We start from the raw sequence: 17,861 nt of genomic DNA on the forward strand, positions 1-17,861 counted from the left end.
ATTTTGCGACAAGGCTTCGCGCGCGCTGACTGAGGAAACCCGGCGAGGAAGGTTGCGATGACTGCAACCTATGTCACCAATGGGGTGTCGAAGAACGGGGCAATTACACGGCCTGCGGTGACCTCAAGTATTAACCCTATGGCAGCCCAAAAGAGGATCGAACTGATTGTGAACAAGAATATCAATGCGATCCAGTCAAAAGCCACCTTAATTCGCGAGTTGCTCCTGAGTTTCAGGTTCTCTGCGTATCGATCTATTGTTATGCCGGTAAAAAAGAGTTTCGGAATACTAGCAGAATGAGAAGTCCACTGCGACTGAGATTCCCAAGTGTTGTTATTGCCCGCGCCTACGCAGTGTCATGTTTTGTATTTAAGTGATTTTCTTTTCGCTCTTTCAGCAGGTTCGTCAACCAATCCGGGTCCATCTCGGGAACCGAACTTAGCAGCAGCTTTGTATAGTCCGGGAAGGGTTCGGATAGAACGGTATTCTTCAATCCCTGCTCGACGACTTGACCATTCAGCATCACAACAATCTCGTCCGAAATAGCCTCGACCGTGGCAATGTCATGCGTGATGAACAGATAGGAAATTCCGCGCTCCTTTTGTAGGCGCATCAGCAATTGCAGGATGCCTTCCTGCACAATCTGGTCCAATGCGGACGTCACTTCGTCACAAATAATCACCTCAGGGTCGGCGGCCAGAGCGCGAGCAATGCATATTCTCTGTTTTTGTCCGCCGGACAATTCGCTGGGAAGACGATCATAGAAGTCTTCCGACAACTCGATGGCTTCAAGCAGTTCGATGACCCGGTCTTCCTGCGCCCGGCCCCGCAGACCATGATAGAATTCCAGCGGACGTCCAATGATTTCACCTACGGTTTGACGCGGGTTCATCGCGGTATCGGCCATCTGATAAATCATCTGAATTCTGCGCAGCTGATCACGGCTGCGATTTTTCAGTTCGTTTGGCAGGACCTCGCTATTGAACGTGACCTGCCCGCTTGTGGCTGGCAGCAAGCCGGTAATCACCCGCGCCGTGGTCGATTTACCAGATCCGGATTCGCCGACAATCGACACCGTGCGCCCCCGCGGCAGGCTGATTGACACATTGTGCAACACCTTGGCGCTCTTGCCATAGGCCGCATCCACACCGTCAATTTTAAGGATGATATCATCAGAAGTCTCGGCTTGTTTTTGCAACAGCCGCACCGACCAGAGGGATTTGGTATACTCTTGCTCGGGCGCAGACAGCATTTTGCGCGTTTCCGCCTCTTCTACCTCTTCTCCATAGCGCAGCACCTTGATCCGGTCCGCCATCTGCGCGACCACCGCCAGGTCATGGGTTATGTAGATTGCGGCGGTATGAAATTCTTCGACGATCCGGCGCATAGCAGTCAGAACCTCGACCTGGGTCGTCACATCCAGCGCAGTTGTCGGTTCGTCGAAAATGATCAAATCGGGACGGGGTGACATCGCCATGGCTGTCATGATCCGCTGTAACTGGCCACCGGAGACCTGATGCGGATAGCGGTCACCAATCGTTTCGGGATGCGGTAACGACAACGAGGCATAAAGCGCGCGGGCATCCTCACGCGCGACATTCTCGGGTTGCAGTCCCTCGCGCACCGTTGCAGCAACGGTCTGATCCAACAACTTATGCGCCGGGTTGAACGACGCAGCCGCCGATTGGGCCACATAGGCTATCCGCGATCCCCACAGATGCTGCAGCACGTGGTCGTCCAGATCCCGCAACTCCTGCCCCTTGAACCGGATCGAACCGCCCGTGATACGACAGCCGGGCTGAGTGTATCCCATAGCCGCTTTGCCCAGCGTCGACTTGCCCGCGCCACTTTCGCCTATCAGGCCCAGCACCTCACCGCGCTTCAGGGTCAGGTTGACACCTCTGATGATCGGATTCCACTTTTCGTCCGAGAACCCCTCGATACGGATGTCGCGCATATCCAGCAGAAGGTCAGTCTCAGTGTTCATCGCGTAATCCGCTTGTTTTGTGCAAGAACCAGTCGACGACAAAGTTGACCGCCACAGTGATCAACGCGATCGAGGCAGCGGGCAGCAGCGGCGTGACCCCGGCCTTGAAATCATATTTGGCGAACTGGATCAGGTTGGCGGTCTCGCGCACCATGGTGCCCCAATCGGCGGTGGGGGGCTGAATACCGACGCCCAGAAAGCTGAGCGCAGCGATGGTTAGGAACACGAAACAGAATCGCAGCCCGAACTCGGCCACCAGCGGAGGCATGATGTTGGGCAAAATCTCGCGACGCATCACCCAAGGCAGTTTTTCGCCGCGCAGCCGGGCTGCCTCGACATAATCCATCACTGCCACGTTCACCGCCACAGCGCGAGTCAGGCGGAACACGCGGGTTGAATCCAGAATCGCAATAATCAAAATCAACGACAGCGCCGACGAGCCGAAAATCGACAGCAGCATCAGCGCGAAAATCAGGCTGGGAATGGCCATAAATACATCTACGCCCCGGCTGATCAATTGATCCAGCCAACTGCGGTTAATCGCAGCGATCAGCCCCAGACCGCCTCCGATGAAGAACGCCAGCAGCGTAGTGACAAAAGCGATACCAATGGTGTTGCGCGCGCCATAGATCAGCCGCGACAGGATATCACGCCCGATCTGGTCGGTACCCAGCCAATGCTCGGACGACCAGGGTGCGTAAGGCGTCGGGAATACCTCGGCCTCACCATAAGGCGCGATGACCGGCGCTCCGATTGCCATGATTAGATAGAACAGGATCACAAACATGCCGAAAATTGCTGTCGGCGGCGCTTTCTTCAGCTCGATCCAAATACGCTCGCGCTTGCTGCGACGGGTCCGCACGCGACCCACCTCGGCGGCGGCTGAATATGTCTTGCTTGTCTGGCTCATTTTGGGTGCAGAAGCCTCGGGTTGGTGACGATTCCAATGATGTCGGCAATCAGGTTCAGAAGGACATATGTGGCGGCGAATATCAGGGCGCACGCCTGAACCACCGGGATATCGCGCGAGCTGACCGCATCGACCATCAGTTGGCCGACGCCGGGATAGACGAACACCACCTCGACCACGACCACTCCAACTACCAGATAGGCCAGGTTGAACGCGACCACCGTTGAAATTGGCGCCCACGCATTGGGCAGCGCGTGATGCAGAACCACGCGGCGGGCGTTCTCTCCTTTCAACCGCGCCATCTCGACATAGGGTGAAGCTAGAAGACTGATCAGCGAAGCCCGCGTCATACGCATCATGTGCGCGACGATTACAAGTGTCAGTGTAAGCGCAGGTAATATGCATTTGACGATCCGCTCGACCAGCGGCATCCCTGGCTCCACATTGGCCAACGACGGCAACACCGGCCATAGCGTTCCGAACAGCAAAATCAGGATATAGGCCACGAAGAACTCGGGGAACGAGATCGCCGTCAAGGTGCTGGCGCTGGCCAGCTTATCATAGCGCGAATTGCGCCACAGCGCGGTGGTGATACCCAGAAACAGCGCTAGCGGAACCGAGATCAGCGCCGCCATACCCGCAAGAAACAATGTGTTCCATAAGCGCGGTGCGACCAGTTCCACTACCGGACGTGATCGATCCACACCCGAACTCGCCCGACCTGAGAACGACGTTCCCAGATCCCCGGTCGCCAACGCACCGATCCAGTCGAAATATCGGATATAGGCAGGTTTATCGAGGCCAAGCTCGGCCCGGATCACCTTTCCTGTCCTCTCAGATGCAGAAACTGCAGAGCGGCCGGATTTCGCGTCGTATCTTCATATCAAGCGCTCTGGCTGCGGGCCTTGCCATTCCGGCGGCACTGAGCCTATCCGGACAAGCACTTGCGCAGGTCCCTAAAAAAGGCGGAGCGATCAAATTTGGCTTTGGCAGCGGTTCGACTACCGACTTTTTAGACCCAGCAACCTATGAAGGCACGATCAAAACCGCTGTCGCCTATCTGTTCGGCAACAACTTGGTCGAATTAGACGCAAACGGAAATTTAGTGCCCGAACTCGCGACCGAGTATTCCTCGAACGACGCAATCACTTGGGTATTCACCCTGCGTGAAGGGGTCGAGTTCCACAACGACCAAACCCTTACCCCTGCCGTTGTCATCGCCACAATCGACCACCACTGTGGCGAAGGATCGAAATCTGCGGTGAACGGTTTGGTTGCCCAAATCAAATCGATGCGCGCCGATGGCAACAACGTGGTGTTCGAGCTGGATCCGGCAAATGCCGACTTCCCATCATCCTGTCTGGCTATCACTTGGTCATTATGCCTTCGACCGATGGCAAATTGACCGACCCACAATCCGGAATTGGCACCGGTGGCTAATTCATTGAGGTGTACGAGCCTGGCGCACAGGCGAAGCCGCCGATCGCTTCAACGCCATCGTGGTCGAGGCCCGCGCAGAGCTGGACGACGCCAAACGCCGCACACTGTATGCCGAGGCGCAGACTTTGGTTCATGATGATGGTGGTGCGATCGTTCCGATGTTCGCCAATCATATCATGGGTGTTGCCAAAACCGTCGCCCAGGGCGAGATCGCCGCGAATTGGGAAATGGATGGTGCCAAAGCCCCTGAACGCTGGTGGCTTGCCTGATCGAGCGCTCGCCGTCTGACGGCCCGTTTCGGCAGATTTCGGGCCTGCTACGCCGAAAGATGTCGCTTGCAGGCCTTTCTGTCGTAATCCAGCTTGCTGCCGCTATCTTGAAACTGCACATTTCGCCCATGACACAGACTGACATTCCGAATCCTACGGACCGCCGCGCAACCGGCTGTGATCTTGTGATCCTTGCATAAAGCAGGGCCTCGGGCCTTTTGCTTCACGCTGCGATTACAGGAATTTCGGAAGACCTCATGACAACTCAAACGCTGCGCCTGGCCATCGATATTGGCGGCACCTTCACCGATACGGTCCTTGTCTCTGGCGAAGAGACAATCCTGGCCTCCACCAAGACCCTGACCACCCATCAGAACCCTGCCGACGGCGCCATGGAAGGGGCCGCGCGAGTAATGCAGCAATCGGGCCGGACGCTGGATCAGGTGACCGGCTTTATCCACGGCACCACCCTGGCGACCAATGCGCTGATCGAACGTCGCGGCGCGGTGGTGGCGACGGTGACCACCGAAGGCTTTCGCGACATCCTGGAAATCGCGTATGAGCGGCGTTATTCGCAATACGATATCAACCTCGAGAAGCCTGACCTGCTGGTGCCGCGCGAGCGTGCTCTGACCGTGCGCGAACGCATGTCGGCGGGTGGTCAGGTATTGATCGAGCTCGAAGACTCGGCCATCGACGCACTGCTGGCCGATATCGACGCGAGCGGCGCAGAGGCCATAGCGATCTGCCTGATGCACGCTTATGCCAACCCCGCCCATGAACGCCGCCTACGCGATGTGCTGGCTGAGAAGCGGCCCGATCTGACCGTCTCGATCTCGTCCGAGGTCAGCCCCGAGGCGCGCGAGTTCGACCGGCTGTGCACCACCGTTGCCAATGCTTATATCCAGCCGCTGATGCAGACCTATCTGGCCCGTTTCGTCGACCGGTTCGAGGCCGAGGGCGTGACCTGTCCGATCCTGATGATGACGGCGGGCGGCGGCATGTGCACCGTGCGCACCGCCGCGCGTTTTCCGATCCGGCTGGTGGAATCCGGCCCCGCCGGAGGGGCCATTCTGGCCGCCCGCATCGCCGCCCGCACCGGGCTGGATCAGGTGCTGTCCTTTGACGTTGGCGGCACCACCGCTAAGATGTGCCTGATCGACAAGGCCCGCCCGCAGACCTCGCGCCAGTTCGAGATCGCCCGCGCCGCGCGGTTCATAAAGGGCTCGGGCATGCCAGTGCGCATCCCGGTGATAGAGATGATCGAGATCGGCGCGGGCGGTGGGTCCATCGCCGGGGTTGACCGGCTGGGACGCCTGACCGTGGGTCCGAAATCGGCGGGGTCTGAACCCGGACCCGTGGCCTTCATGCGCGGCGGCACCGAGCCCACTGTGACAGACAGCGACATTACGCTGGGCTACATCGTGCCCGACACATTTGCCGAGGGGCATATCAAGCTGGACCCCGAAGGCTCGAAACAGTCGCTGAGCCGGGTGATCGGGTCGAAACTAGATCTCGATGCCGTTGGCTCAGCCGACGGCGTCAGCCGCATCGTCGACGAAAGCATGGCCAGCGCGGGCCGGATGCACGCGGTGGAATCGGGCAAGGATCTTGGACCGCGCACGATGATTGCCTTTGGCGGCAACGGGCCGTTGCATGCCAGCCGGGTGGCACGATCCGCCGGGGTTAGCCGCATTGTAATCCCGCCCAATCCGGGCGTGGGGTCTGCCGTGGGCTTCCTGTTCGCACCCGTTTCGTTCGAAATCGTCCGCTCGCGCTATTCGCTGTTGGACAGCATGGACATGGATGAGATCAACGCGATGTTCGACGCAATGATTTCCGAAGCCAAAGGCGTGGTTGCCCAGGGCGCGGGCGATGCCCCGACCGAAACACAGCGCACCGCCTTCATGCGCTACAACGGTCAGGGTCACGAGATCGAGATCACTCTGCCCGACCGGCATCTGACGGCAGACGATATTGCACCGCTGACCACCGCCTTTGAGGAAGAATATCGCAAGCAGTTCTCACGCCCGGTGCCGGGGATGCAGATTGAGATTCTCAACTGGGCGGTGCGCGTCGCGACCCTTGACAGCGCCGTGCCACCAGTGCCCGCTACACCTGCATTGACGACCTTCACCGCACCCGACACTCGCCCGATTACCTGCGATGTGGACGGCGCGCTGAAACAGGCCGCCTTCGTGGCGCGGGCCGATCTGAAGTCCGGCGACCATGTGCGCGGCCCGGCGCTGATCCACGAGCCGCAGACCACCACGCTGGTCTCGACTGATTTCTCGGCCCATGTGGACGCCATAGGAAACCTCGTCCTGGTTCAGGACCAGAAAGGAGGCGCATGATGGCGACCGATCTTTCCCCCGCCCGCCTACAAGTGATGTGGAACCGTTTGCTGGCAGTGGTCGAAGAACAAGGCCAAACCCTGATCCGCGCCGCCTTTTCGCCCATCGTGCGCGAATGCGGCGATATCTCCGCCGGGATCTTCGACGTCAACGGCCGGATGCTGGCACAGGCGGTAACCGGCACGCCGGGCCATATCAACACCATGGCCGAAGCGGTGCAGCATCTGCGCGCCGCCTTCCCGGTTCAGACCATGAAACCGGGCGATATCTACATGACCAACGATCCGTGGCTGGCCTCGGGGCATTTGAACGACTTTCTGCTGATGATGCCCGCGTTCAAGGATGGCAGGGTGGTGGGCTTCACCTCATGCACCTCACATCTGGTCGATCTGGGTGGCTTGGGCATGGGGCCCGAAGGGTCCGACATCTATGACGAGGGGCTGCTGATCCCGCCCTGCAAACTGGTCGAGGAAGGTACCCCCAACGCGCTGCTGCTGGACATCATCCGCGCCAACAGCCGCGAGCCCATCGCCAACGAGGGCGACATCTATGCCCTGATCGCCTGTTGCGAGGCCGGGGTGAACCGGCTGGTTTCGATGATGGAAGAGTTCGGCCTGACCGATCTGGATGCGCTGGGGTCCTATATCATCGACACTTCGCGCCGTGGCACGCTTGAGGCCATCGCCGAGGTGCCCGAGGGGGTCTATAAGAACGCCCTCAAGATGGACGGCTATGAGAACGAGCTGGAACTGCACGCGACCCTGACCGTCAGTAAATCGAGGATGCATGTGGATTTCACCGGCACCTCGGGTTGTTCGCGCAAGGGCATCAACGTGCCGCTGAACTATGCCACCGCCTACACGGTATTTGCCTTGCGCTGCATTGTCGGCTCGGACATTCCCAACAATGCCGGATCGCTGGAGCCGTTCACCGTCGACGGCCCCAAGGGCTGCATCCTGAATGCGCAGCGCCCGGTGCCGGTGGCGATGCGGCACACGCTGGGTCAGGTGACACCCGATCTGGTGCTGGGCTGCCTGCATCAGGCGCTGCCCGATGAAGTTCCGGCTGAAGGCGCAAGCTGCATGTTCGACCTGCCGATGCGCCACGCGCCCGAAGTGGCCCGCGATGGCGGGCAGGAATTCGCGGTGGAACCGGTGCATAACGGCGGAACCGGCGCACGACCCCATGCGGATGGTCTGTCAGCCACCGCCTACCCCTCGGGCGTGTTCGGTTCGCAGGTGGAGATCACCGAAAGCGTCGCGCCGGTGACCATCTGGCGACGCGAGCTGCGCGCGGATTCCGGTGGCGCGGGCAAGTATCGCGGCGGGCTTGGGCAGCGGATCGAGATGACATCGGCCAACGGCGCGCCCTTCATCGTGTTCCTGTCGGTCGAGCGGCTGAAATTCCCCGCCCTGGGCCGCATGGGCGGTCAGCCCGGCGCGCCGGGGCGCATCCGGTTCCGTGATGGCGACAGCGACATTCCCGGCAAGGGAGAGCTGCGGGTCGAAGGTGGCGATTACCTGATCTTCGACACCCCGGGCGGCGGCGGTTTCGGCGACCCGGCAGACCGTGATCGGGACGCGCTGGCGCTGGACCTCAAACGCGGTCTGGTCAGCGCCGAGGGCGCCAATGCCTACGGAGGTGACGTATGATCCGTCCGGTTTCTCATGTCGGCGCCATGGGCGCCTATGCGCTGGCCGATCTGGGTGGTGAAGGCACCATCTCGCTGGCGCAGAACGAAAGCGCCTTTCCGGCCAGTCCGTCCGCCGTGGCGGCCGGGCAGGCAGCGCTGGCTGATCTGACGCTCTACCCCGATCCCGAATGGCCCGACATGCGCGCGGCCATTGCCGGGGTACACGGGGTCGACCCGGCGCGGGTGCTGTGTGGCGCGGGCTCGATGGAGCTGATCGGCTGCCTGATCCGCGCCTTTGCCGGGCCCGGCGATCACGTGCTGGGCACGCAGTATGGCTATGCCTTCGTGGCCTCGGCCACGGCGCAGGCGCAGGCCGAATACGTCGCCGCGCCCGAGGTCGATCTGACCGTATCCGTCGACGCGGTTCTGGCCGCCGTCACCCCGGCGACCCGTATCGTGTTTGTCTGTAACCCGGGCAATCCCACCGGCACCCTGATCCCGAATGCCGACATCCTGCGCCTGCGCAACGCGCTACCCGGCGACGTGCTGCTGGTGGTCGATCAGGCCTATGCCGAGTTCGCCGACCAAGCCAACGATCCAGCAGAGATTTTCGCGCTGGCTGATCGGGGGCATACCGTGATCACCCGCACCTTCTCCAAGGCTTACGGGCTTGCCGGGGCGCGCGCCGGGTGGGGCTATTTCCCCACCGACATCGCCAGAGAGCTGCGCAAGCTGTTGAACCCCAACAACATCTCGATTGCCTCGCAGGCTGCGGCAGCGGCGGCGATGCGCGATCAGGCGCATATGCGGGACGTGGTCGCGAAAACGGCAACCATTCGCGATCGGCTCGCGGAGGACTGCCGCGATCTGGGGCTGATCGTACCGGACAGCCACACCAATTTCGTGCTGATCCGCTTTGCCTCGACCGAGCAGGCGCAACATGCCGACGCCGCGCTACGGGCCGAGAAACTGCTGATGCGCGGTATGGGCGGCTATGGTCTGTCCGACTGCCTGCGCGCCACGATCTGCGACACGCCGGTAATGGATCGCTGTCTGGCCGTTCTGAGAAAGGTAACGTCATGAGCCACGAAACGCGTACCCGGGCCAAGATCGGCGTTCTGGTGCCCTTCACCAACACCAACCTCGAGGCCGATATGGCCTTGATGCGCTGCCCGGATACCACCGTGCATTTCCAGCGCATGGGTGGTTATGATGTCGATGAAATCCCCGGTTCTGACCAGATGGCGGGGCTTGGGGCCTCGGACATCAGCCACGATTTGCGGATGATTTCGGGCGTGCGGCCAGATGTGGTGCTGTACGGCTGCACCTCGGCCACGCTGACCCATGGACCGTCTTTCGACGCCGATCTGGCGCAGCAGATCAAGGCCGGATCGGGAGCGCAATCGCTGACAGCCGCCGGATCGCTGATCGCTGCCATTCAGGCGCTTGGGGTGACGAAAGTGGGCTTTTCCTCGCCCTATCTGGGCGAGATCAACACGCAGGCGATGGATTTCATGGCCGCAAACGACATCGCAACCGTGCGTTGCGCCGACGTTGGTCGCGAGCTGGGCAATTACGGACAAGGAGAGCTGACCCCGGACGAGGTTTACGACCTCGCCTGTGAGGCAGACCACCCGGACGCGCAAGCCGTCGTGCTCAGCTGCACCGACATGCGCGCAGTCGAGGCCATCGAGCAGATCGAGGACACGCTGGACAAGCCGGTAGTGACCTCAAATCAGGCGATGATGTTCTGCATGATGCGGGCGCTGGGTCTGCCACGCCACGAGGCGCTGCCGGGCCGGTTGTTCGATCTGCTGTAACCGAACCGGGGCAACGGCCGCCCCCCCTGCCCCGATATTCCATCAGGGTTCGCCGCTGCCGATCTCTTCCTTGCGTTTGGCGATATAGGCATCCAGCTCCTCACGCACAGAGGGGTCCATCTCGGGCATCTGATACTCGCGTAGCGCCTGCTGCCAAACCTCGGTGGCGCGTTGCAGGGCGTCCTTGGCTCCGGCCGCCTCCCAGTTTTCATAGTTCTGCCAGTCGGACAGCATCGGTTTGTAGAACGCGGTCTCATAGCGTTCCATCGTGTGATCGACGCCAAAGAAATGGCCGCCAGTGGGCACCGATTTGATGGTGTCCAGGCCCAGTTCATCCGTGTCAAATTTCATCGGCTTTAGGAATTCCATCATGTTCTGGATGATCTCGATATCCATGACGAATTTCTCATAAGATGCGGTCAGCCCGCCTTCAAGCCAGCCGGCGGCATGATAGACGATATTGGCCCCTCCCAGAACCGCGCCCCATGTGGCCATCATCGTTTCGTATGCCGCCTGCAAATCCACCACGTTGGATGCATTTGCGTTCGATGTCCGGTACGGAATGCCATAGCGCCGCGCCAGCTGCCCGCCGACAATATTCGCCTTGGCATTTTCCGGTGTGCCAAAGGCCGGAGCCCCGGATTTCATGTCCACATTCGAGGTGAACGAGCCATACATGACAGGCGCTCCCGGGCTGACCAACTGCGTCAGCACCACACCGAACAGCGCCTCGGCGTTCTGTTGCGCCAGCGCGGCAGGAAGCGTGACCGGTGTCATTGCCCCCATCAGAGTGAATGGCGTGACCGTCACAGGTTGACCATACTCGGCCATCGCGATCAGGCCGTCACCCATGGCATCGTCGAACAGGCGTGGAGAGTTCACCGAAATGATTGTGATCACCCCCGGATCGCCGCGCATGTCCTCAGGTTTCTGACCGCGCGAAATCGCCATCATGTTGATGCCATCCATCGCCCGCCCGCGCCCGATAGCGATGCAGTGAAAGCTCAGGTCGCTATAGCTCAGGTTGGCGTTGTAGGTGTCCAGATGGCGGTTGTTGGCGGGCATTTCGATCGGGGCCATCACCTGATTGCCGATCAGATGGATAGCGTTGAAGTGATGCGCCAACCGGATGAAGTTGCAATAGTCATCGTAATTACCCTGACGGCGGCCATTGATACAGTCATGTACGTTCGGCGGCCCGGCAACCAAACCAAAATTCACATGATCGCCGCCCAGCGTAATCTGTTTCGCGCGGTTGCGAGAGGTCAGCGTGAATTCCGAAGGCACCGTTTTCAACGCTTCTGCGACAATGGTTTCGTCCATACGGATGGTCTTGGTGTCGCGGTCTAAGATGGCCCCCGCGCGTTCGAAAATGTCCATAACATTATCGCCCATCACCCGGATACCGGCCTCGGACAGAATGCGCATCGAGGTTGTATGCAGCTGATCCATCTGTTCGGGGTTCAACAGCTCGAACGGCGGATAGCTGTTGAGCACCTGTTGCCAGGGCAGCTGTTCGATCCCCGCCGCCGCGCGCCCGGATTTGCCGCGTCGCCCGCCGCTGCGTCTGTCTCGTGCCATTGACCTAGTATCCCCGTTGTGGATTTACGGTGTTGTTCAGCACCTCGCCCTTGCGATAGCGCATCAGGTTCTCGGAAAACATGCGGACCGATTTCAGATCCCAGCCGTCATAGACCGAGCTGCAGTGCGGTGTGACGATCATGTTGTCCAGTTCCCAGAACCTGTGCCCCTGAGGCAGGGGTTCGGTAACGAACACGTCCAGCGCCGCGCCTCTGATCCGGTTCTGTTCCAGCACGGCCAGTAGAGGTGCTTCGTCAATTACCCCACCTCGTGAGACGTCGATTATCACCGTCGTCGGTTTCATGGCGGCAAAAGCCTCCGCCCCGACCAGACCGCGCGTGCTGTCCAGCAGTGGTACGCAAACGACGATAAAGTCAGCGCGTGGCCAGAGATCAGGCAAAGCCTCCATCCCGTGTACCTCGTCCACGTTGGGAGTCGGTTTCGGGCGGGCCCGTACACCGATTGTGTTCAGCCCCATAGCTTTGGACCGTGCCGCAACAGCCTCTCCTGTTTTGCCAAGGCCGATGATCAGCACCGTCTTGCCGTCGATGGGCTCGACTTTGCCGCCGATCCAGTCCCGCCGCACCTGCGCGGCACGAAAGCCCGGGAAATCCAGCGTGAAATGCAGCATCGCCCCCAGCGCATATTGTGCCATCATATCGGCGGCGACCCCGGCGGCATTTGTCACCGTTACCTCTTCAGGGTTCCAAGGGTTCAGGTGATCGGTGCCCGAGCCGCCGACCGAAGCCCATTTGATTTGCGGGTTCTCGACCAGTGCTGCGCGTGGAAAGCCGGGGGTGCCCGCAAAGCGAACGGAATATACAACCTCAGCTCCTGTATCCTCGATCAAACCCGTGAGCGCCTCATAGCTGTCGCAGGTGTGGATCGGCAGATCGGGATGACCTTCAGCAAGAACCGCACGGGCAGCGTCGGGGTTATCGGTGTGCAAGATCACGGTGGGGGATTTCATGCGGGTACCTCCGGTTGGAACTCGGCGCTTGCAATGGCTACCGCGTTGGCGAAAAAAGCAGTGGCGGCGATGTCGAAAAGGACATCGAACCCCACACCTTTGCGGTCGTTGCGCCATGTGATTGCCTCGACATAGCCCACGCGAGTCTGTGCGATCTTTCCCACTGGAAAGGCACCGGGCGACAGGTCGACCGGGCAAATCTTGGCCAGCAGATCGAACAGGCGCGGGCCGGTCAGGTGCATCATGGCCCAGGTTTCCTCGCGCCAGGAATAATAGCCCTTTGGCGTGGCGGCGACCTGCCACCGGGCATACAGGTCGGCAGGCGCATCCAGTACCACCACCTCTTCCTGACCCAGACGCAGAAGGCCATTGGCGGTTTCGTTGACGTCTGGCACCTTCAGGCCCCGCGATTGCAAAAACGCCACGGTGCCTCGGCCCTTGAGGCCAAAACGCGGCGTATGGGTCAGGTCCTGCACGATAATCTGCCCGGAAACCAGTAGTGTGCCTTCAGCAGCGCCCTTTGGGTCAAGCGGATAGGTTCGCATCATCACACCTCCTGCCGTTTGTTTTCAGGATCAAAAAAGGTGTGGCCGCGCACAGTTGTTACGACACGCTTGCCATTGCGGCACTTCACCGTGACCTGCGATCCTTGCGTAGCGTCATCGCCATGCACATATGCCAGCGCGATATGGGTGTTCAGCGTCGGCGACCACAGGACCGAGGTCACATGCCCCACCGGTACATCGTCCCTCAGTACCAGACAGCTTTCCCCCGGTACATCTGGCCCGTCGAATGTCAGCCCGACCAGCTTGCGCGGCAGGCCTTTGTTTCGGCGCATCTCGGTTGAGCGCTTGCCCACGAAAAACGGCTTGGTCTTCGAGATCGCCCATTCGAACCCCAGCTCATCCGGCGAGGTCAGCGCGTCGGTGTCCTGACCAATCAGGATATGGCCTTTCTCCAACCGCAGAATCCGGCTGGCTTCCAGCCCGTAAGGGCGCAACTCGTGCGCGTGACCCGCCGCTATCACCGCATCCCACAGGGTGTTGGCATAGCTGGTCGGGCAGTGCAGCTCGTAGCTCAACTCGCCGGTGAACCCAATCCGCATGGCGCGCACCGGCACCCCGGCCACCATGCCGCTACGCCCGTCGAGATAGGCAAAGCCATCGCGCGAGAAATCGATGTCGCTGTCCAGCGCTTCGACCACGGAGCGCGCCTTGGGACCGGTAATGTTGAAGCCCGAGAAGGCCGAGGTGACGTTCAGCACATCCACATCCAACCGCCACTGCGCATTCCAGAACAACATATCCGAATAAACCCGCGCCACGGCCCCGGTGGTGGCGGTGACATAGAACAGATCCTCGGCCAGTCGATACGCCACGCCATCGTCGATCACCGTGCCCATTTCGTTTGTCATCAGGCAGTACCGGCAGCGGCCCACAGGCTGCTTTTTATAGGCCATGGTGTAAATGCGGTTGAGGAATTCGCCCGCATCCGGGCCACGCACCTCGAGCCCGCCCAGAGTTGAAACATCCAGCACGCCGACCCCATTGCGCACCGCATGCACCTCTTCTTCGATAAGGCGCTTGGCGTCTTGTTTGGGGCCGTAGAAATAAGGCCGCCACCACGCTCCGACCGGGCGCATGTCCGCCCCCAACCGGATATGTTCGTGATGCAGCGCGGTGCGCCTGTCTGCCGGGTGATGATGACCAGACAGCACGCCCAGCGTTTCGGGGCCAAAGGGCGGACGGGCGGTAGTCACGCCGATCTGCCCGATTGTGCGGTCGGTCGCCTTGGCCACCACCCGGGCGGTGGCCAGCGCCGAGTGCCGCCCTTGTGACGGCCCCATACCAACTGTGGTAAAGCGCTTGATCAGCTCCAGCTCGCGATAGCCTTCCTTAACCGCGTTTTGCAGGTCCTTGATCTGAATATCCTCGTCCCGGTCGACAAAATCCTTGCCCTTGGGATGCCCGGCGATTGCCGGTTCGAAATTCGTCAACGCAGCCTCGACATCTTCAACCTGCGCGATGTCGCGGGTTGGCAGCCCCAGACGAGTCAACGCCGTCTGTGCCGCGCGTTGCGCATCGGCCACCACCGCATCAGGCGCAAAGACCCCGGCAACACCCCCGGCAATGCCCAGCGGAGCGTCTGGCAGAGACAGGGAAAACCGCGCCGCCGTTTCATTGTACCCAAGGTTCGCGCCAGCATGACAGGGCAGTTGCCACATTGGCGCATAGCCGACCGAAATTACCAACAGATCGCAATCTAGCCAGTCGCCTCCGACCTTTACGCCGGTAACATGGGTCTTGCCACGCGCCTCGCCCACGGCGCCGTGAATGACACGCGTTCCCCTTGTTGCCAGTTGCTGGCCAAGCTCACTGCCGCTGCCGCCGGGGCGCGGATCAACCACAGCCGCCAGTTCTACGCCTGCGTCCAACAGATCCAGCGCCACCCGATAACCGTCGAGATTGGCGGCCAGTACCACCGCGCGCTTGCCCGGTTTCACACCATAGTGCCGCATAAGCCGTTGCGCGCCAGTGCCCAGCAAGATGCCCGGCAGGTCATTGTTTCGGAAGATCGCGGGCTGTTCGATGCAGCCGGTGGCCAGCAGAACCTCGCGCGCGCGCGTCTTGAACAGCTTGTTGCCCCGGATCAGCGGCAGCCAGTTGTCCTCGAACCAGCCGTTCACCACTGTATCGGTCATGATGCGAAGGTTCGGCAGACTTTGCACTTTCGCCAGTAGGTCGGACAGCCTGTCGACATCGCGGCCATAGGTCAGCGCGCCGCCCAATACCGGCTCCTGCTCGGCTAGGATGACGTCAGCCCCGGCTTCGGCGGCTTCGATGGCGGCGGTCAACCCGGCCAGCCCCGCGCCGACGACCAGCAGGTCACAAAACAGGTTGGCCTTTTCGTAGTCTTCATTCGGTGCGTTGATATCCAGAACGCCCAGCCCAGCCTTCTTGCGGATCAGCGGCTCCCACAGTTTCAGCCAGCTATTGCGCGTCGGGCCCATGAAGGTACGATAATAGAACCCCACCGGCATGAATCGCCCCAGCTTGTCCATGAATGCGTCGCGGTCTCGCGCCAGTGATCCGTTGACGTTCTGCGCCTTAACTTGCAGCCCTGCCGAAATCGGATGCCGGTCGGCCTGCACGTTCGGGTCCGAGGGCAGTTGCACCAGCGTATCGGCCTCGGTGCCCGCCATCGACATCGCACCGCGCGGTCGGTGGTATTTGAACGAGCGCGACAGCATCCACTTCCCCTGCCCGGCCAAAGCCGAGGCGATCACATCACCTTCGTATCCCTGAAACGCCTGCCCTTCAAAGCCGAACGATACCGGCGCATCTCGATTGATCCTGTTGCCCCAGGGTGCGGGAAGTCGGGCCATCACCTTTGCTCCAGCTCTGAGGGGTCAAAAGTGCGGATCACCTCGTTCGTGGTGGCGTTGCGCTCGGCCAGAAAGAAATAGTTCGAGGGCACGTGCCGCCACCATTCCACCAGCGTTCCACGTGAATTGTTGGCACGGAACAGGTGACGTGCCCAGTCCTGATCGCTGGTTGCATCCGGGTCGGGGTTGGCGCGCAGGGGGCCGAAGCTCTGGAATTCATTAATATTGCGGGGCCCGTTCATCGGGCAGATCAGGATCTTCATGTCAGTGGCTCGCGGCAGTTGCGCCCATTTCATTGAGCAGATCAAAGGTGGCGAAACGCTCCATTGTGAAGGGTTCGAGTATCGGCGCGACCTTCTGGTTGGCGATGGACTGCGCCATGTACTTGCCCGCCACCGGAGTGGCTTTGAACCCCCAGGTGCCCCAACCGCAATCTAGCCATAGGTTGGACAATGGGCTGGCACCCATGATGGGTGAGTAATCGGGCGTCATGTCGGTAATCCCGGCCCATTGTCGCAGCAGACGCACCCCGTGCAGGAACGGGAACAAATGTACCGCGCCTTCGGCCAGATGTTCTTTCATGTCCAGTGTCGAGCGGGTGGAATACAGCTGATAAGGGTCCGAGCCACCGCCGATCACGATCTCGCCTCGCGATGACTGCACCAGATAGGTGTGCAGGCTGACCGAACTGACCAGCGTGTGCAGCCACGGTTTCAGCGGCTGCGTGACCATCGCCTGCAACGGATAGCAACGGATCGGCAATTCTACCCCGGCTTTCATCGCCATGTCGTAGTTCATGCCCCCGACAGCAATCATCACCTGCCCGGCACTGATATCACCGCGATTGGTGCGCACTTTTGTGATCTTGCCACCGGCAGTGTCGAACCCTTCAACCTCGGTACGTTGATGAATTTCCACCCCGCGCCTACTGGCTTGCGCTGCATAGCCCCAGGCCACCGCATCATGCCGCGCAGTGCCTCCATCGGCGTGCCACAAACCGCCGATGATTTCCAGCGGCCCGCCCTCATCCATATTCAGATGCGGGGACAGGTCCTTGACCGTCTGTGCATCAACGACCTCGATCCGAGTGCCCGCGTGTTTACCCATCTCGGCCCGCAGATGGAACGAGCGTAGCGTCGCCTCGGTATGGGCCAGCGTCAGTTGACCGCGCTGGCTGAACATGACGTTGAAATCCAGCTCTTCGCTCATCTCCCCGTAAAGCTGCACACCTTCCTTGTAGAACGCGATGCCCTCTTTGGTGATGTAGTTCGAGCGGATGGTAGTGGTGTTCCGCGCGGTGTTGCCGCCCGCCAGATAACCCTTTTCCAGCACAGCCACATTGGTGATGCCGTGATACTTTGATAGGTAGTGGGCACAGGCCAGTCCGTGGCCGCCACCACCTACGATGACCACATCGTAACTGGATTTAAGCTCTGGCGTGGCCGGAATGTCTCCGGTGACAGGGTAATCGGCGGATAGCCCGTATTTCAGCAGCCTTAGCGGCATTTTTGT

Annotated in this window: 16 protein-coding genes; 7 read left to right on the forward strand and 9 right to left on the reverse strand. The window is 60.5% G+C overall.

Annotation, left to right across the window (positions count from 1 at the left end):
- Positions 1-57 precede the first annotated feature (57 nt).
- Positions 58-300, forward strand: a complete 243-nt coding sequence (locus ACRZ96_RS07840; RefSeq protein WP_480706412.1) for a hypothetical protein — start codon at positions 58-60, stop codon at positions 298-300.
- 46 nt (positions 301-346) lie between these two features.
- On the opposite strand, the gene ACRZ96_RS07845 is transcribed toward ACRZ96_RS07840, so the two are convergent.
- The 3 genes from ACRZ96_RS07845 to ACRZ96_RS07855 are packed head-to-tail and all read right to left on the reverse strand — an operon-like array spanning position 347 to position 3,718.
- Positions 347-1,987: an ABC transporter ATP-binding protein gene (locus ACRZ96_RS07845; protein ID WP_480814375.1), complete on the reverse strand. Its 1,641-nt coding sequence runs from the start codon at positions 1,985-1,987 to the stop codon at positions 347-349.
- Positions 1,977-2,897, reverse strand: coding sequence for an ABC transporter permease (locus ACRZ96_RS07850; RefSeq protein WP_480814376.1), 921 nt, complete (start codon positions 2,895-2,897; stop codon positions 1,977-1,979). The genes ACRZ96_RS07845 and ACRZ96_RS07850 overlap by 11 nt, the downstream gene beginning before the upstream one ends.
- Positions 2,894-3,718, reverse strand: a complete 825-nt coding sequence (locus ACRZ96_RS07855) for an ABC transporter permease (protein WP_480586088.1) — start codon at positions 3,716-3,718, stop codon at positions 2,894-2,896. Before ACRZ96_RS07855 ends, ACRZ96_RS07850 begins: the two co-directional genes overlap by 4 nt.
- Before the next feature lie 17 nt (positions 3,719-3,735).
- Between ACRZ96_RS07855 and ACRZ96_RS07860 the strand changes: the two genes are divergently transcribed.
- The 6 genes from ACRZ96_RS07860 to ACRZ96_RS07885 all read left to right on the forward strand — a co-directional run bounded on the left by ACRZ96_RS07860 (position 3,736) and on the right by ACRZ96_RS07885 (position 10,413).
- Positions 3,736-4,302: an ABC transporter substrate-binding protein gene (locus ACRZ96_RS07860; protein ID WP_480706409.1), complete on the forward strand. Its 567-nt coding sequence runs from the start codon at positions 3,736-3,738 to the stop codon at positions 4,300-4,302.
- A 94-nt stretch (positions 4,303-4,396) separates the two neighbouring features.
- Positions 4,397-4,606 (forward strand): hypothetical protein, encoded by a 210-nt coding sequence (locus ACRZ96_RS07865; RefSeq protein WP_480439034.1) that lies wholly within the window; start codon positions 4,397-4,399, stop codon positions 4,604-4,606.
- Between the two features lie 257 nt (positions 4,607-4,863).
- On the forward strand, positions 4,864-6,960 hold the full coding sequence (locus ACRZ96_RS07870) for a hydantoinase/oxoprolinase family protein (protein WP_480771835.1): 2,097 nt from the start codon (positions 4,864-4,866) through the stop codon (positions 6,958-6,960).
- Positions 6,960-8,612 carry a hydantoinase B/oxoprolinase family protein gene (locus tag ACRZ96_RS07875; RefSeq protein WP_480562162.1) on the forward strand — a complete coding sequence of 551 codons (1,653 nt, stop codon included), beginning with the start codon at positions 6,960-6,962 and terminating at the stop codon, positions 8,610-8,612. The genes ACRZ96_RS07870 and ACRZ96_RS07875 overlap by 1 nt, the downstream gene beginning before the upstream one ends.
- A complete protein-coding gene (locus ACRZ96_RS07880; protein WP_480814377.1) occupies positions 8,609-9,676 on the forward strand; it encodes a pyridoxal phosphate-dependent aminotransferase in 1,068 nt (355 codons plus the stop codon). The genes ACRZ96_RS07875 and ACRZ96_RS07880 overlap by 4 nt, the downstream gene beginning before the upstream one ends.
- A complete protein-coding gene (locus ACRZ96_RS07885) occupies positions 9,673-10,413 on the forward strand; it encodes a maleate cis-trans isomerase family protein (RefSeq protein WP_480814378.1) in 741 nt (246 codons plus the stop codon). Before ACRZ96_RS07880 ends, ACRZ96_RS07885 begins: the two co-directional genes overlap by 4 nt.
- 42 nt (positions 10,414-10,455) lie before the next feature.
- On the opposite strand, the gene ACRZ96_RS07890 is transcribed toward ACRZ96_RS07885, so the two are convergent.
- Genes ACRZ96_RS07890 through ACRZ96_RS07915 form a run of 6 tightly spaced genes read right to left on the reverse strand, consistent with a single transcriptional unit; the run spans position 10,456 to position 17,855 of the window.
- The gene (locus tag ACRZ96_RS07890; RefSeq protein ID WP_480814379.1) at positions 10,456-11,994 is read right to left on the reverse strand and encodes a trimethylamine methyltransferase family protein; all 1,539 of its coding nucleotides are present in this window, start codon (positions 11,992-11,994) and stop codon (positions 10,456-10,458) included.
- Positions 11,995-11,998: 4 nt separating this feature from the next.
- On the reverse strand, positions 11,999-12,964 hold the full coding sequence (locus ACRZ96_RS07895) for a D-2-hydroxyacid dehydrogenase (protein ID WP_480814380.1): 966 nt from the start codon (positions 12,962-12,964) through the stop codon (positions 11,999-12,001).
- The gene (locus tag ACRZ96_RS07900) at positions 12,961-13,509 is read right to left on the reverse strand and encodes a hypothetical protein (protein WP_480814381.1); all 549 of its coding nucleotides are present in this window, start codon (positions 13,507-13,509) and stop codon (positions 12,961-12,963) included. Before ACRZ96_RS07900 ends, ACRZ96_RS07895 begins: the two co-directional genes overlap by 4 nt.
- A 2-nt stretch (positions 13,510-13,511) precedes the next feature.
- A complete protein-coding gene (locus ACRZ96_RS07905; RefSeq protein WP_480814382.1) occupies positions 13,512-16,349 on the reverse strand; it encodes a 2Fe-2S iron-sulfur cluster-binding protein in 2,838 nt (945 codons plus the stop codon).
- The gene (locus tag ACRZ96_RS07910) at positions 16,349-16,612 is read right to left on the reverse strand and encodes a sarcosine oxidase subunit delta (protein WP_170511596.1); all 264 of its coding nucleotides are present in this window, start codon (positions 16,610-16,612) and stop codon (positions 16,349-16,351) included. The genes ACRZ96_RS07905 and ACRZ96_RS07910 overlap by 1 nt, the downstream gene beginning before the upstream one ends.
- Position 16,613: 1 nt before the next feature.
- Positions 16,614-17,855, reverse strand: coding sequence for an FAD-dependent oxidoreductase (locus tag ACRZ96_RS07915; RefSeq protein WP_170407405.1), 1,242 nt, complete (start codon positions 17,853-17,855; stop codon positions 16,614-16,616).
- Positions 17,856-17,861: the final 6 nt, after the last annotated feature.

Source organism: Ruegeria sp. CF1 (genome assembly GCF_056537445.1).